This window comes from Shewanella salipaludis (genome assembly GCF_012911865.1).
Taxonomy (GTDB): domain Bacteria; phylum Pseudomonadota; class Gammaproteobacteria; order Enterobacterales; family Shewanellaceae; genus Shewanella; species Shewanella salipaludis.
Genome location: NZ_JAAXYH010000006.1, coordinates 44,329 through 59,980, shown reverse-complemented (window position 1 = coordinate 59,980; position 15,652 = coordinate 44,329). Strand labels below are relative to the sequence as shown.

Annotated in this window: 12 protein-coding genes; 5 read left to right on the top strand and 7 right to left on the bottom strand. The window is 55.1% G+C overall.

Translation table 11 applies throughout. From position 1 onward, the window contains the following. The first annotated feature begins 186 nt into the window (after positions 1-186). Entirely contained in the window at positions 187-1,683 is a 1,497-nt protein-coding gene (mltF, locus tag HC757_RS10045; RefSeq protein ID WP_169564216.1) for a membrane-bound lytic murein transglycosylase MltF, read from the top strand. A gap of 427 nt (positions 1,684-2,110) precedes the next feature. Here the strand turns inward: mltF and tadA are convergent, their stop codons facing one another. From tadA to guaB, 5 genes are all read right to left on the bottom strand, one after another. After that, positions 2,111-2,644, bottom strand: a complete 534-nt coding sequence (tadA, locus tag HC757_RS10040; protein ID WP_169564215.1) for a tRNA adenosine(34) deaminase TadA — start codon at positions 2,642-2,644, stop codon at positions 2,111-2,113. Positions 2,645-2,975: 331 nt separating this feature from the next. Further along, positions 2,976-3,440: a DUF2846 domain-containing protein gene (locus tag HC757_RS10035; protein WP_169564214.1), complete on the bottom strand. Its 465-nt coding sequence runs from the start codon at positions 3,438-3,440 to the stop codon at positions 2,976-2,978. A gap of 105 nt (positions 3,441-3,545) precedes the next feature. After that, positions 3,546-3,929: a hypothetical protein gene (locus tag HC757_RS10030; RefSeq protein ID WP_169564213.1), complete on the bottom strand. Its 384-nt coding sequence runs from the start codon at positions 3,927-3,929 to the stop codon at positions 3,546-3,548. Between the two features lie 515 nt (positions 3,930-4,444). Further along, positions 4,445-6,022: a glutamine-hydrolyzing GMP synthase gene (guaA, locus tag HC757_RS10025; protein ID WP_169564212.1), complete on the bottom strand. Its 1,578-nt coding sequence runs from the start codon at positions 6,020-6,022 to the stop codon at positions 4,445-4,447. A gap of 143 nt (positions 6,023-6,165) precedes the next feature. Then, a complete protein-coding gene (guaB, locus tag HC757_RS10020; protein ID WP_169564211.1) occupies positions 6,166-7,632 on the bottom strand; it encodes an IMP dehydrogenase in 1,467 nt (488 codons plus the stop codon). A 120-nt stretch (positions 7,633-7,752) separates the two neighbouring features. Between guaB and xseA the strand changes: the two genes are divergently transcribed. Together xseA and HC757_RS10010 are read left to right on the top strand one after the other, a co-directional pair. Further along, positions 7,753-9,096: an exodeoxyribonuclease VII large subunit gene (gene xseA, locus HC757_RS10015; RefSeq protein WP_169564210.1), complete on the top strand. Its 1,344-nt coding sequence runs from the start codon at positions 7,753-7,755 to the stop codon at positions 9,094-9,096. Between the two features lie 33 nt (positions 9,097-9,129). Continuing rightward, positions 9,130-9,333 (top strand): hypothetical protein, encoded by a 204-nt coding sequence (locus tag HC757_RS10010; protein ID WP_169564209.1) that lies wholly within the window; start codon positions 9,130-9,132, stop codon positions 9,331-9,333. Here HC757_RS10010 and HC757_RS10005 read toward each other — a convergent pair. Further along, positions 9,323-10,099, bottom strand: a complete 777-nt coding sequence (locus tag HC757_RS10005) for an MBL fold metallo-hydrolase (protein ID WP_169564208.1) — start codon at positions 10,097-10,099, stop codon at positions 9,323-9,325. The two genes, HC757_RS10010 and HC757_RS10005, sit on opposite strands and share 11 nt — an antisense overlap. Positions 10,100-10,238: 139 nt before the next feature. Here HC757_RS10005 and HC757_RS10000 point away from each other — a divergent pair, with 139 nt between their 5' ends. Next, positions 10,239-11,285: a GlxA family transcriptional regulator gene (locus HC757_RS10000; protein WP_169564207.1), complete on the top strand. Its 1,047-nt coding sequence runs from the start codon at positions 10,239-10,241 to the stop codon at positions 11,283-11,285. Between the two features lie 164 nt (positions 11,286-11,449). Here HC757_RS10000 and HC757_RS09995 read toward each other — a convergent pair whose 3' ends face one another. After that, complete coding sequence (locus HC757_RS09995; RefSeq protein ID WP_169564206.1) at positions 11,450-13,867, bottom strand: TonB-dependent receptor plug domain-containing protein; 2,418 nt, start codon at positions 13,865-13,867, stop codon at positions 11,450-11,452. Between the two features lie 892 nt (positions 13,868-14,759). On the opposite strand from HC757_RS09995, the gene HC757_RS09990 reads away from it, so the two are divergent. After that, complete coding sequence (locus HC757_RS09990) at positions 14,760-15,611, top strand: GNAT family N-acetyltransferase (RefSeq protein WP_169564205.1); 852 nt, start codon at positions 14,760-14,762, stop codon at positions 15,609-15,611. The last annotated feature ends 41 nt before the right edge of the window (positions 15,612-15,652 follow it).

Below are 15,652 nucleotides of genomic sequence, written 5' to 3'. Positions count from 1 at the left end.
AATCACCTGCTGACCTTGCTCAAAAGCCAGTTTCCTGTGATATAAAAGGGATCTATTTCTGAAAACATTATTCTACTGAGAAAAAGGCGGTGTCGACACTATGACAAATACCCAGACTCACCTCAGCCAGAATCCAGCCCGACAAGCTGCCTAGCCCAGCATTGCCAAGCTACTGAATTGATTATATTGAATAAGTTTACCTACTCCCTATTCGGCCCCAGCCGCTCTCGCTGGCTTGCCCTGCTGCTATGCAGCCTGCTGAGTGCCTGCCAGCCGGCCGGGATAGAGGACATAGACCTGGCCCCGCCTCAGCCCCCATTGGTCGAGCTCAGGGTCGGCACCCTCTACGGGCCGCAGATCTTCATGAATTCGGGTCAGGGATTCAGCGGCTTCGACTATGAGATGGCCAGCCGTTTCGCCGAATATCTGCATCTGCCCATGACCATGACCCCCTATCCCAGTCGCAGCGAACTCTACCAGGCACTCAAAACCGGGGAGATAGACATCATCGCCGCCGGCATGAGCAAAACCGTCAGCCGCGAAGAACAATTCCGCCTGGGGCCACCGCTCTACAAGGTCAATCAGGTGTTGGTCTACCGTGAGGGCCTGCCACCGCCACAGGCCATAGATCAGCTGGAAGGCAGCATAGCGGTTATCGCCGACTCCGCCTTCGTCGATACCCTCACCCAGTTGCAACAAGATCACCCCAAGTTGCTATGGGAGCAGGTGTACGACAAAGACAATGAAGAACTGCTGACCATGATAGCCAACGGTGAGCTGGACTACACAATAACCGACTCCACCAGCCTGCAGATCAACCGCCGCTACCTGCCGGAACTCAGGGACGGCATGCTCCTGGAACAGGGGCTGGATGTGGTATGGCTGCTGGCCCCACAGGACAGCGATACCCTGATGAGCCAGCTGCTGGCCTTCTGGCATAGCGAGCAAAGGGCCGGAACCCTGGCACACCTCAACGAGAAATACTTCGGTCACGTCAAACGTTTCGATTATGTCGATACCCGGGCCTTCATCCGCGCCATAGACAGGGTCCTGCCCAGATACCGCAAGCTGTTCGAGTCCTATGCCGGCACCCTGGATTGGCGCAAATTGGCGGCAACCAGCTACCAGGAGTCCCACTGGGATCCCAATGCCCGCTCACCCACCGGGGTCAGGGGCATGATGATGCTCACCATGCCCACGGCGAAACGGGTGGGGATCAGCAACAGGCTCGACGCCGAACAGAGCATACGCGGCGGCGCCATTTACCTGGCGGACATCATGGACCGCCTGCCCGACTCCATCCCGGAGAATCAACGCATCTGGTTCGCCCTGGCCTCCTACAACATAGGCATGGGGCATGTGGAAGATGCCAGAAAGCTCGCCGAGCAGATGGATCTCAATCCCAGCGCCTGGCGTGACATCAAGAAGGTGCTGCCTTTGCTGCAAAAACGCAAATACTACCAGCAGACACGCTACGGCTACGCCAGAGGCAGCGAGGCGGTGCATTATGTCGACAGCATTCGCCGTTACTACGATACCTTGGTGTGGATAGACAATCAGGAACGGCATCTGGAAGTGACAGCCCAGCCGGGCATTCTGACGCCGGCAGAGCCCCAGCCGGTGGCGCTTTCCGGGGACGGGCCCAACGAGGTGCCGCTCGCCGAGCCCAAACTCCCCCGCTGAGTATCCCGGGATAAACAGTTGCCGATAAACCTGTGTGCTTGCCTGCAGCCGGGGCAACTGTTACTGTCGTTGACGGTTCAGGCATAGGCCGCCAATGGCCGATGAGAATGAACTTGCACTGCAAACGTTTGAGACCAGACTTTTAATTAAGATCAAACGTTTAAGATAAGAGGTTTGAGATGAAAAGAAGAAGCATAAACAATACCGCCGCCAGGCGCCGCACCCTGCTCAAGATACGCCACAGACGCATTCTGAATCGACAAAAGTTATTTTTTACCTTTCTCCAGGTACAGGACTGACTGCAAGCCCCAGGCTCGGAGCAGATTCCTGCTCCGACGTCCAATCCACCGACTCATTCAGAGAACAAGCAAGACCCGGCAACAAGCCAGGCGTCGGCCCCGGCATTGAACTAGCCAGCCTGAGTGACTTAGCTGGCCTTAGCGGCTTTCTTCAACGCCTTCTGTTCCTTGCGGCGACGGCGAAAAAATTGACTCAACTGCTCGCTGCACACAGCCTCCATCACCCCGGCCGTCACCGCCAGTTGATGATTGAATGCCGGGTGCTGTACCAGGTTCACCACTGTACCTGCGGCGCCGGTCTTCTCATCCCTGGCGCCGAACACCAGGCGGGCAATGCGGCTGTGCACCATGGCGCCGGCGCACATGGCACAGGGCTCCAGGGTGACATACAAGGTGGTGTCCAGCAGGCGATAATTTTGCAACACTTGCCCCGCCTCACGCAGACACTGCATCTCGGCATGGGCACTGGGATCCTTGAGACCTATGCAATAATTGAAACCTGAAGCAATAAGCTCGCCGTCCTTGACCAGCACGGCGCCGACCGGCACTTCCCCCTGGCTTTCGGCCTCCGCGGCCAACTCGAGCGCCAGCCGCATCCAATGTTCGTCTTGCTGCTCTTGGGTCAGTTGCATTGCCTTAGATTGATTTTCCACTTTGTCCATTAACTCTTATCGACTTCAGCACCGCAGTATACCAAGTTTCTGGGCGCCTTCGAATCGAGACACTGACATTTGTAGACGGGTCATTTGTCCGATGTTGGATTCGGGGGAAAGTTCAGCGGCATTAGCCAGCGGCAGGCATGTGCAAGCACGGCAGCGGTGTGCAGCAAACACTCTGCCACTACAAGGCTCTGTCAGAGTCTCCTTAGCGGAAATTTTTTGAATTTCCGCTAAGGAGACTATTTGTCTATTTGGCAAAGGGAATCATATCGCTGCCAACAGCGGCCGAGCGTTAGCGAGTCCAGCACCGAAGGTGTGATGCTGGCTTGCCTTGTTAGTTTTTCTTAGTTTCATGCAACTCTTGTAATGCAGTTTCTTGATTAACCAGTCCAAGCGAATAATTACCAGAAATACTCACTATGCCTCCAAGATATGCTGCATTGGCAAGCTCAGCCGTTAAGCGAACAAAATAGGTGTGATTAGCTTGAGCGTCGAAAGAGATTTGCAATGGCCCGGCACGCCAATTGGACACAAACCCGCCTTCTTTGACCGAGATTACCGTTTCGCCACGATTAAGATCCAAAACCTGGTAGCCGCCGTTGCTGATATTAAAACTATCAACACCATTTATCTGCACTGTTGGAGCGGCTGCACCATCCAGCATGGCCTTGGGACGATAGAAATAAACCTTAGCTTGATTGGCCTTGGGCGCTTCCGTTTGAGTGAATTTTGGGCCTGTTGCACTGCAACCGGTAAGCGATGCAATCATAACCAACGAAAAAATAAAGTTCTTAAACATCAACAAAGTTCCCTGTACTAAAATTAACGTTTGCTTGAGGGGCAATGACGCCAGCTTCCCAACTTCGTGCTGCGTAGCAGCACGAAGTTAAACCTGAAGCACTTGTTACTTAAGACGCTTGCTCACAATATCAAACAGCCTGTCGCTAGATTCTAAGCCGACAAAATGAATCACTTCATTTCCTTGAAATATCAATTTGATGATAGGCATACCAAAGTAGTTGTAGCTCTTAGCTTCCGCAATATCAGAATACAGTTTCGTAAATTTATAATGTGTTTTCGGATTAAGTACGGTTATTTCATTTGTGCTTGTCGTTACTTCGATATCAGAACGATATTTATTATCATCTGGCATCAGAAACATTGGCCGGTTTACGATGAGCCAGCATATGAAGATTACCACAGCAATAACAAAATTCGGTAAACCCAATTCTTCGATTAGAGCATAAAAAACCAAAACTACCGGTGCGGTAATACACAGCATTTTCAAGTTGTACTTTTTGTAAAGTGAGTCGTTAAATCGAAATGTATTCATAGTCTAAGTCACAGCTGTATAGTGCGCATGCGCATTTTACTCCTTTGAGGGCTAAAAGTTCGCATCGCTAAATTTTTGTATTATTTGCTGAATACGGTCATTGGCCAAAACACCTGACACAGTATCTTGGCAGGCCTGGCTGGTTAATCGCAAGTAAAAAATTTGGGAAATCAAACAGAGAAATAACAGACACGAGAGTAGTCTAGGAATAAGTCGAAAAGACAAGCTCCCATAGCGAAGGTGCAGTTGCGGCTGCGAGCTTGGATTTCAGGGATGAAATCCCAGAGCCCACAGGGATGTGCTCGTGGCGTCTCGCAGCAGTAGCCGCACCTGCCAGAATAAACTCAGATACGCCTAATAAGTCCACAGTGAAGATGGCCAACACGCTTTCTTGCAACTGATTAAGGCACAAAAGAAAAGGCGCCTGAGCGCCTTTTCAATTTAAGCTGGACCACTATCGGGCCAAGAGCTTATTCCCACTCGATAGTCGCAGGTGGCTTGCCGGAGATGTCGTACACCACGCGGGAGATGCCGTCGATCTCGTTGATGATGCGGTTGGACACCCGGCCGAGGAAATCATACGGCAGGTGCGCCCAGTGGGCTGTCATGAAGTCTATGGTTTCCACCGCACGCAATGACACGACCCAATCGTATTTACGACCGTCGCCCATCACGCCTACGCTTCGTACCGGCAGGAAGACGGTGAAGGCCTGGCTGACCTTGTTGTACAGATCGGCCTTGTGCAGCTCTTCGATGAAGATGGCGTCGGCGCGGCGCAGCAGGTCACAGTATTCCTTCTTCACTTCACCCAGCACCCGTACTCCCAGGCCAGGGCCTGGGAAAGGGTGACGGTAAAGCATGTTGTAAGGCAGGCCCAGTTCCAGGCCTATCTTGCGCACTTCGTCTTTAAACAGCTCACGCAGCGGCTCGACCAGACCCATTTCCATGTCGTCCGGCAGGCCGCCGACGTTATGGTGTGACTTGATCACATGGGCCTTGCCGGTGGCGCTGCCGGCAGATTCTATGACGTCAGGGTAGATGGTGCCCTGGGCCAGCCACTTGGCGTTGACGCATTTCTTGGCTTGCTCGTCGAAGATTTCGACGAACACCCGGCCGATGATCTTGCGCTTGGCTTCGGGATCCGCCTCGCCCTTCATGGCATCCAGGAAGCGGTTTTCCGCATCCACGTGGATGATGTTGAGGCCGAAGTGATCGCCGAACATCTCCATCACCTGTTCGGCCTCGTTGAGACGCAGCAGGCCGTTATCGACGAACACGCAGGTCAGTTTCTTGCCTATGGCGCGGTGCAGCAGCATGGCCACCACGGAAGAATCGACGCCGCCGGACAGGCCGAGGATGACTTCATCGTCGCCTATCTGCTTCTTCAGACGCTCTATGGCATCTTCTATGATGGACGCCGGTTTCCAGTTGGCGGCGCAGCCACAGATGTCCAGGGCAAAATGCGACAGCATGCGCATGCCCTGACGTGTGTGGGTCACCTCAGGGTGGAACTGCACGCCGTAGAAGCGCTTGTCTTCGTTGGCCATGGCCGCGAAGGGACAGGTATCTGTCTTGGCGACGGCAACGAAACCTTCGGGAATGGCCGAGACCTTGTCGCCGTGGCTCATCCACACGTCCAGCAGTGGCTTGCCATCCTCGCTGACCGCATCTTCTATGCTCTTGAACAGCTCAGATTGGGTCAGGACCTCGATCTGGGCGTAACCGAATTCGCCTTCGCCTATGCCCTGAATGACCTTGCCGCCCAGCTGCTCGGACATGGTCTGCATACCGTAGCAGATCCCCAGTACAGGCACGCCGGCGCTGAACACGTATTCGGGGGCGCGGGGTGAGTGGTCGGCGGTGACACTCTCTGGGCCACCGGCGAGAATGATGCCGTTTGGCGCGAACTCGCGAATTTGCGCTTCGCTCACATCCCAGGCCCAGAGTTCACAATAAACGCCTATCTCACGGATACGGCGGGCAATCAGTTGCGTGTACTGAGAACCGAAATCGAGGATCAGTATCTTGTGCTCATGAATATTGCTCATGGATAACCTTCATCTATCTAGTTGTCTGAAATCCCGTTTAAGTTTCCACTCAAACAGTTAACGGCTAACGTTTGCCGGCTCAGGCAGAAGATGCCGGGAGCCAGCTAAACGAAGGGCGACCCGCGCCGCCCTGTTAAACTCTGTTATGAACCGGAGCGATAGTTAGGCGCTTCCTTGGTGATGGTCACGTCGTGGACGTGGGACTCACCCATACCGGCAGAGGTCACCTTGACAAACTGGGCCTTCTCACCCAATTCCTTGATGGTGGCGCAACCCGTCAGGCCCATACATGAACGCAGACCGCCCATGTGCTGGTGAATGATTTCCTTGATCTTGCCCTTGTAAGGTACGCGGCCTTCGATGCCCTCGGGGACCAGCTTGTCGGCGGCGTTATCCGTCTGGAAGTAACGATCCGATGAGCCTTGGCTCATGGCGCCCAGAGAGCCCATGCCACGATAAGACTTGTAGGCACGACCCTGATAGAGTTCGGTTTCACCCGGGGCTTCATCCGTACCGGCAAACATGGAGCCGGCCATGATGCAGGAAGCACCTGCCGCCAGCGCCTTGGCCAAATCGCCGGAGAAACGTATGCCGCCATCGGCGATGACGGGAATGCCCAGGGACTTCATGGCTTCTGCCGCATCGGAGACCGCGGTGATCTGCGGCACACCCACACCGGTAACGATACGGGTAGTACAGATGGAGCCTGGGCCTATGCCGACCTTGACCGCGTTGACGCCGGCCTCGACCAGGGCCACTGCGCCTTCGGCGGTGGCGACGTTGCCGCCGACGATTTGCAGATCCGGATGCTTGGCACGGGTTTCACGTATGCGTTGCAGCACGCCTTCGGAATGACCATGGGAAGAGTCGATGAGCAGCACGTCGACACCTGCCTTGACCAGGGCATCGACACGCGCTTCGTTACCGGCACCGGCACCGACGGCGGCACCGACACGCAGGCGGCCCAGCTCGTCCTTACAGGCGTTGGGCTTACGTTCGGCTTTTTCGAAGTCTTTGACTGTGATCAGACCCTTGAGCTTGAAGTTGTCGTCGACCACCAGCACTTTCTCGATGCGGTGGGCATGCATCAGCTTCTGCACTTCATCCAGCTTGGTGCCTTCGGCGACTGTGATCAACCGAGGTTTCGGCGTCATCACTTCTTCGACCGTCTTGCTCCAGTCGGTGACGAAACGCACGTCACGGCCTGTGATGATCCCGATCAACTCGTTGGCACTGTTGACCACGGGATAACCGGCGAAGCCATTCTTCTCGGTGAGGATTTTCAGCTCGGCCAAGGTAGTGTATGGCGTCACTGTGACAGGTTGCTGTACTACGCCCGCTTCGTAAATTTTTACTTTGCGGACTTCTTCGGCCTGTTGCTCAATACTCATGTTTTTATGAATGAAACCTAAACCACCTTCCTGAGCTATGGCAATCGCCAGGCGCGCTTCGGTGACAGTATCCATGGCGGCAGACACCAGTGGAATGTTCAATTCAATCTTATTGGTCAGGCGAGTCTTGAGGACGGCGGTGTTTGGGAGGACGGTCGAGTGCGCTGGAACCAGTAACACATCGTCAAAGGTAAGCGCTTCTTTAATTAAACGTAGCATTGGCAACATCTCCCCAGTTGAGTAGGATTTAGAGGTGAAATATTGCGGCGGGATTATACCTTGCATACTGGGCTTGGTAAATGGAAAATAGTAAAAATTTCCATTTGAGCCCGAAAAACCATGAAAATCACTGAAAACAATGTTTATACCGTCTCGCGGCTCAACGGTGAAGTACGACGGCTGTTGGAAGGCCAGCTGGGCAAGATCTGGCTCAACGGCGAGATTTCCAACTTTTCTGCGCCCTCTTCCGGCCACTGGTACCTGACCCTCAAAGACAGTGCCTCGCAGATCCGCTGCGCCATGTTCAAGGGCCGCAACCAGGCTGTCGGCTTTCGTCCCGCCAACGGTCAGCAAGTGCTGGTCAAGGGCGCCATCAGCGTCTACGAGCCCAGGGGCGATTACCAGCTGTTGATCGAATCCATGCTACCCGCCGGCGACGGTCTATTGGCACAGCAATACGAAGTGCTGAAGATGAAATTGGCCGCCCAGGGGCTATTTGCCGCCGACACCAAGAGGCCACTGCCGCAGAACATTCAGCGCATCGGGGTCATCACTTCCCCCACCGGCGCAGCCATCCGCGACGTGCTGCATGTGCTGGCACGGCGCGATCCTTCCATCGAGGTGGTGATCTACCCGGCTCAGGTCCAGGGCGATAACGCCGCCGAGCAGCTATGTCAGGCGATCGATATCGCCAACCGCCGTCTGGAAGTGGACGTATTGCTGCTGACCCGTGGCGGCGGCTCCCTGGAAGATCTCTGGTGCTTCAACAGCGAAGCCCTGGCGCACTGCATATACAACAGCGCCCTGCCGGTGGTCAGCGCCGTCGGCCATGAGGTGGACACCTGCATCAGCGATTATGTCGCCGATGTCCGCGCCCCCACGCCTTCGGCCGGTGCCGAACTCCTGTCCCAGGATGCGGCCAATAAGGCCCAGCGCCTGGCCGGCATGCTGTCACGGCTGCAACAGAGTTGGCAACATTACAGCCTCAAACAGGAGCGCAAGTTCAGCTTGCTGGAGCATGGCCTGCAACGCCAGGATCCCAAGCGCCGGCTGCAGCAGTTCGCCCAGCGTTTCGATGAGATGCAGCTCAGACTGGAAAACGCCCTGGAACATAGGCTGCACAAGCTGACGCTGAAACAGCAGCAGCTGGCCAATCGACTCGCGGCCCACACCCCGAGCCACAGGTTGGCGCTGGAGGCCCGCAGGCTCGACTATCTGGGCGAACGCTTGCACGAGGCGATGCAGGACAGGCTCAAGGGCGCCGAGCAACGCATCAGTTACGCCGCCCATAAGCTGGAGACAGTCAGCCCGCTGTCGACCCTGAGTAGGGGCTACAGCATCAGCATGGATGCCACTGGCCAGGTGCTGCAGTCGGCATCCCAGCTGGCAGTCGGCAGCAGCCTGCATACCCGACTGCACAAGGGGAGCCTGGTGTCGACCGTGGTGGCGGTCGAGCCGGAATGAGTATTCGCCACTTGCGGCAAGATCCATAGGGATATGTCCCTGCCAATAACAGAGTGTCCCATCAGCCACGGTAACCTGCACTCTTGCCCCCGCAAGTCGCCATGGACACTCATCTGTAGATTCGATGGTGGCATTCGTGCCATCGACGCGATTGGCCGGTTACTCTTGAATCATGCCTCCTATGCCACAGAACCTTTTATCGACATCGCCGGCGGCAAGCAGCATGTTAGCGGTTGAAGATCAGGCTCTGGCCATCTGCCGGCACATGGAAACGTGTCTGCCAGCTGCGGCGGCTGACGGCCTCGATCAACTCACGACGGCTCACTGGACAATGATCCAAGGCTTCCAGGTGATTGGCTACCACCTGGCCTAGGGCTAAGTCGGCTAACGCCATCACCTCATCTACCCCCATGATGATCTCGCCGCCAAAATCGAATTGGGCACCGCCTGCCGGGGCGACTATCACATCGGGTTGCTTGCGCCTGATAAAGTCACGAATAGTGTCGGTCAACACAGTATCACCACAAATATACAGACTGGGTTCGTCAGGCAGTTGGATATAAAAGCCATATCCATGTGCCATCAGTTTACCGACCGCCCCCGTACCATGCAGGCATTCGACCAGCTCTATTTGCCCCCCCAGAAAGGGAGCCGAGCGCCCAGGTTCGTAACTGTGCACCTTTAGGCCTTTGCCCTTCAAATACCCGGCATCGGCGGTGCTGCAATGCACTGTAACCTGATGTTGCCGCAACCATTTGACGCCGGCCCTATCCAAATGATCGAAGTGCCCCTTCCGGCAATGGGTGATGAGGCAATGCTGCACATTCTGCAACAGCTGTCCTGTGTTATCCGGCAATGCTACCAGGGGGTTACGCCGCCGTGCGCGGGTGAAATATTTGAGTGGCACTATCGCCCCCTGAGGCGCCAGCATAGGGTCGAGCAGCAGGGTTTGGCGGTGGGTATCGATTGCCATAGTGGCATTGCGGATCTGTGTTAAGCGCATCTCGTCTCCAGAATATTCCAGTGAAGCCGTCAGTAATATAAGTAGTGAACCGATGCCCATGATATGGATTAGCACCCGAACCGAGAATGGCTTATATTGACACTAAACATACAATTCAGGCCAAAATCTGGGTGAATAAATGAGGCGAGAGACGGAAGCGAAGCGTGAGATGAAGATAGGACTGCTGATATACCCTGGATGCGTTGCCTCGGGCCTATTGGCCTTTGCCGAACTCTTGACAGTCGCCAACCACAGGGCCGGAAGGAAGCACTTCACCCTCTGCTGGGTCGGTGACCATGCAGATCTCGCCGCACTCGCTCCGGCTTCACAGAGCACAATCCCACTCGGCCTGGGCTTTGGGCCCAGCCTATTCTCCCTGCCTGTAGACAGGTCGCTGGCAAGCATGGCGACGGAGAAGGAGGGAGTCGATGCCCTGCTGGTACCGGGATTCTGGGCCAGCTCCACCCGGGAAGTCAGCGCCGCGATTCGAGGCCATAGGCAGTTAATCCAGGGGCTCAAACAATTACCCGCCACCACCCAGCTGCTGGCATATTGCAGCGGCGTATGCCTGTTGGCCGAGACCGGAAAACTAGATAACAGAGTAGCCACTTCAACCTGGTGGCTCGCCGATTACCTGGGAGTGCGTTTTCCCGGGGTGCAATGGCACTTCAGCCAAACCTGTCTCTATCGACCAGGGTATGCCAGTGCCTCGGGCGTGAATGGCTATCTGCCGCTGGCACAGGCGTTGATCGGTCAGCAGTGTGGTCAGGATGTGTTGCGCGACATCATAGAGCTAATGATCCTGCCCAAGCCCGAGCCAAGGAGCCAGCCTTTGGCATTCATGAAACTGGTGAGCATAGAGGACAAGCTCATCCGTTCGCTGATCCTCTGGGTCGAACAGACGCAGGCTTCGCAGTTAAACCTGAGCGCCTTGGCGCAGGCACTCAACACCACGGAGCGCACCCTAAGCCGCAAGGTCAAAGACCTGACAGGTCATTCCTGTGCCCAGTTCATGCGCCTGGTCAAGCTGCACCAGGCCAGCGAACGCCTGATTTACAGTCGCCAATCTATCGCCGCTATAGGCGAGGAGCTGGGCTTCTCGGACGACACCGCCTTTCGCCGCAGCTTCAAGCAAGTCTGCGGCTTTACCCCAAATGACTATAGAAACGAGTTCAAACGCACTTAAAAAACATTGAGTCCAATCAAAAGCAGACACAGGCATATCTGCACACGGCTTCCCGATTTCAAAGCGTCATGTCTGAGTGTTCAACCGTAAGCAAACGCCCACAAAAAATGCCAGTCGTATTAGCGACTGGCATTTTATCATTGCCTGATATGGCTGGTTTTGACTTAGAAGCTCAATGAAGCCCGGGCATAGTAATAGGCGCCGTTGAAGCCCATCTGCACGGATTCATACAGACCACCTGTCTCTGTCTCATCGGGATCTTGCTTGTCCGGGTAGACATCGAACAGGTTGCTGCCGCCCACAGTGAAGCTCAGGTTGTCGTTGAGCCTGTAGCTAAAGCTGAGATCCGTGGAGAACTTGGCGCCATAGGACTGGGTCGGCACATCCGTGGCATCGAAGGGCGTGCCTTCCGCAGACCAGGTCCCCATGCTGACATCACCGAAGTAGGTGGTGCGCAGGCTGGTGCTGAAATCCCCCAGCTCATAGTCGAACGACAGGGCAAACTTGGTGTCCGGGGCACCGCCTTCGAGGAAGGAGCGCTCACGGGCATCGAAGTAGTTCACTTCCTTGCCCTGCAGCAGACCGGCTGTCTTGATCTGGCCGTCGATCTCCGTCTTGTTGTAGTTGGCACTGAGGAAGCTCTTCAGGCTGCCTTCGCCGAGATCCATCTCATGGCTCAGGGTCAGGTCCACACCGCGGGTCTTGGTGTCTATGGCGTTGGTGAAGAACTGCGCCGCCCCTACGTTGAGGTCCTGCAGTATGTGGCCTATGTCTTCGTCATCGCTGTAGAACTTACCCGTGAGCACCACCCTGTCTTTGATGCTGATCTGATAGGCATCCACCGACAGAGTGACATCGCCCAGGCGGGCCGTCATTCCCAGTGACAGGTTGACCGACTCTTCCTCTTTCAGACTGGGGATCCCCAGCGCCTTGGCCAGTTTGCCATCGTTGGATTCATAGACGGTATCGACCGGCTGGCCGGCAACGAAGTCGGTGATCACCTGGTTGTAATAACGCTGCTGCAGCGAAGGCGCCCTGAAGCCTGTGCTGGCAGAGCCGCGCAGTACTATGTCTTCCAGGCTGGAGTTGGCGAACGACAGCTTACCGTTGACTGTGCTGCCAAAATCACTGTAGTGCTCGCCGCGGATAGCAGAGGTCACCAGGGTATCGGCCGTCAGCTGAAACTCAAGATCGACATAGGCCGAGATGTTGGAGCGACTGCGATCCAGCTCGTTGCTCGGCTGGAAGCCGGGGAAGCCCTGGGCGCCGCCCGGACGCTTGCTCACTTCACCCGTGTCGGGATCGGTAAATTCGGCCATCTGGTAGTTTTTCCAGGAGCCTTCTTCACCGGCGAAGATCTGGTAAGACTCTTTACGATATTCCAGGCCTGAGGCGACGTTCACCCCTTCGATGGCATCGAAACCGTCGAAATAACGGCTGAAGTCTATGTTGGTGGTGTTCTGGCTGAACTGAAAGCCACCGGCATCGAAACTGGTTGGGCTGCTGGCACCCAGGGAGGCGTTGGCCGTGTTGCTGATGAAATACTTCATCTTGTTGCTGCCATAGGTATTGCTGAAGTCTATGGCCCAGTCGTTCAGCTCACTGCGGACACCGACGGCGAGCGACTTGTCGTCTATGCTGGTGCCTATGTCGGGTACGAAGCCGTTGGGATAGATTTCTGGCACTGTGCGCTCATCTATGGGGGCACGATACCAGGCACCGGCGAGTCCCTGACGGTCGTTGAGACCACCGAAGGCATAGAGAGTGGTCTTGTCGTCAACCGGCAACTCGGCATTGAACATCAGTGAGGCATTGTCGACATCTGAGTCGCCTATCACCCTATGCTCGCCCTCAGGGGCCCTGTCGGTCTTGTCTCTGGTGGTGTATTCACCCGAGACGTTAAAGAAGCCGCCGTCCGAGTTCAGTTCGAAGCCATAATTGAGCGCAATCTGATTACTCTGACCATCGCCCTGGGTGTATTGCCCCGTGGTAACCGAGGCATCCAGGCCAATCTTGTCCTTGAGCACTATGTTGATGACCCCGGCGATGGCATCCGAGCCATACTGGGCGGCGGCACCGTCACGCAAGATCTCGATGCGCTTGATCGCCACCACGGGAATGGTGTTGAGATCCGTGCCGACATTACCACGGGCACGGGAGCCGAATACGTTGATCAAGGACGAGGTATGGCGGCGCTTGCCGTTGATCAGCACCAACACCTGATCCGGTCCAAGGCCACGCAGTGACGCCGCATCTATGTGGTCACTGCCGTCTGAACCCGCCTGGCGGTTGGAGTTGAATGAAGGGGCGGCGAAGTTAAGCAGCTGGCCTATATCCAGCTGGCCCGACTTGGCGGCGATTTGATCCATGGGCACTATGTCGACGGGAACCGGGGTGTCGGTATCGACCCGTGAGGCCCGGCGGGTGCCGATAACGGAAATCGATTCTATCTTCTGATCTACAACCTGAGTATCGGCCTCTGCGGCTTGGGCCGCAGGCAGCAGGCAGGTACCCGTCATGGCAAATAACCCCAATTGGATCAATTTATTGATTTTACTCAGTGGAAAACTGCTTGTTGTCATGAACTTCCCTTACTCAAAGTAACTGTCTTATTATTATCTGACATCGAATATTTGACATCGAATATCCGGCATCGAACCTCAAGCTTTCGATGCCCTATCGCTGGCGCCCTGAGCTTGTATGCGGCCGAAAAATAAAACTCGACCAACACGCCAGGCGTTAAGCACATTTAGTGATCCTGTAACAGGATTGTCAACAGGCATTGCAACGCCGCCTCAGACCAAAACGCGTGAATAATCCTGCAATCCACCTTTTTATGCAAACTGAATTTGCTCACACCAAACGAAGAAACTCTTGCCCCCACCCAAGGTGGCAGTGATTTTACATTTAATTACGGCATGTTATGGGTTGGCACAACAATATCAAGGCACTCAAGCACTGAGTTCAACCGCTCGCAATTCATACTAAAGGCAAAGCAAACTCGGTGATTATGCATTTCAACATTATCGTTAAAGACAAGAGAAATGTTCAGTGTTTGACCGGAATAAATACAGAATACTCAATTTATTCGCAACAAACTAGCAACATACGGCAATTTTGAATGGCTTGGATCCAAGAAAAAGGATCCGGGAATGGCGGGTGTTGGCCTCATCCGGCGATATGGTGAATGATCGGTTTTCAGCGCACATCTCCTGCCCGCCCCCTGCCTGTGGCCTCGACAGCGGGCGCGCTTGGAGGCTTTCCTGGCAGGTTTCTGGCATTCAATATCCAAGTAGGCACAGGCTTATGCCTGACAAGTCGTCAAGCTTCGGCTATAAAGGGACAGGTTCCATACTCGCAACGCTCGGTTTCACGCCATTAGTCTTGCACCAAAGATGAACTCATCGCAGCCGGCGCTTTGTTATCCAAATTGAGACCAGCCTGCAAACCACAACGAATTTTCCAGGATAAAGCATGCAGCAAAAACACTACAGCATAAGAACCATGACACGGGAAGAAGTCACACTCGCCATCGAATGGGCCGCACAGGAAGGTTGGAATCCAGGCCTGCATGATGCGGCTTGCTACTATGAGGCCGATCCTGATGGCTTCCTCATGGGTCTGCTCGACGGCGAGCCCATCGCCAGCATCTCTGCAATTCGCTACGCCGGGTCTTTCGGCTTCGTGGGTTTCTATATTGTGAAGCCGGAATACCGCGGCCAGGGATACGGCATGCAACTCTGGAATGCGGCGCTCGACTACCTAGAAGGCCGGAATATAGGCCTGGATGGTGTGGTTGCCCAACAGGACAATTATATGAAGTCCGGCTTCAAATTGGCTTACCGCAACATCCGCTACGAGGGGCTGGGTGGTGGCAGCCAGACGGAAAACCCGGAGATAATCCCACTGGACAGGCTCGCCTTCGACACCCTAGCCGCATACGAGCGCCCTTTTTTCCCCACCGAACGTCTCGAGTTCATTAAGGCCTGGATCAACCAGCCAGACTGCCATGCCCTGGGCATGATGCGCAACGGTACGCTCTCAGGCTATGGGGTCATTCGTCCATGCCGCAAGGGCTACAAGATAGGCCCCTTGTTTGCCGATAGCCAAGATCTGGCCGAGTCATTGTTTCAGGCATTAAAAGCCAAGGTCAAGGCGTCGGACGCCATTTACCTCGACATATCTGAACTCAACCCTGCGGCAATAGAACTGGCCGAACGTCATGAGATGCAGCTCGTCTTCGAAACCGCCCGCATGTATACCCGGGAAATGCCCGAGCTGCCTTTAGACAAAATTTTCGGCATCACCTCATTTGAGATTGGCTGATCTCCGAATCAACACGCGGGTGCAACAGCCTGGATGACCTT

Coding starts and splice junctions, on each gene's coding strand:
- tadA (WP_169564215.1), bottom strand. CDS start 2,644: ATGGACAAAGTGGAAAATCAATCTAAGGCAATGCAACTGACCCAAGAG.
- HC757_RS10035 (WP_169564214.1), bottom strand. CDS start 3,440: ATGTTTAAGAACTTTATTTTTTCGTTGGTTATGATTGCATCGCTTACC.
- guaA (WP_169564212.1), bottom strand. CDS start 6,022: ATGAGCAATATTCATGAGCACAAGATACTGATCCTCGATTTCGGTTCT.
- guaB (WP_169564211.1), bottom strand. CDS start 7,632: ATGCTACGTTTAATTAAAGAAGCGCTTACCTTTGACGATGTGTTACTG.
- xseA (WP_169564210.1), top strand. CDS start 7,753: ATGAAAATCACTGAAAACAATGTTTATACCGTCTCGCGGCTCAACGGT.
- HC757_RS10010 (WP_169564209.1), top strand. CDS start 9,130: ATGTCCCTGCCAATAACAGAGTGTCCCATCAGCCACGGTAACCTGCAC.
- HC757_RS10005 (WP_169564208.1), bottom strand. CDS start 10,099: ATGCGCTTAACACAGATCCGCAATGCCACTATGGCAATCGATACCCAC.
- HC757_RS10000 (WP_169564207.1), top strand. CDS start 10,239: ATGAGGCGAGAGACGGAAGCGAAGCGTGAGATGAAGATAGGACTGCTG.
- HC757_RS09995 (WP_169564206.1), bottom strand. CDS start 13,867: ATGACAACAAGCAGTTTTCCACTGAGTAAAATCAATAAATTGATCCAA.
- HC757_RS09990 (WP_169564205.1), top strand. CDS start 14,760: ATGCAGCAAAAACACTACAGCATAAGAACCATGACACGGGAAGAAGTC.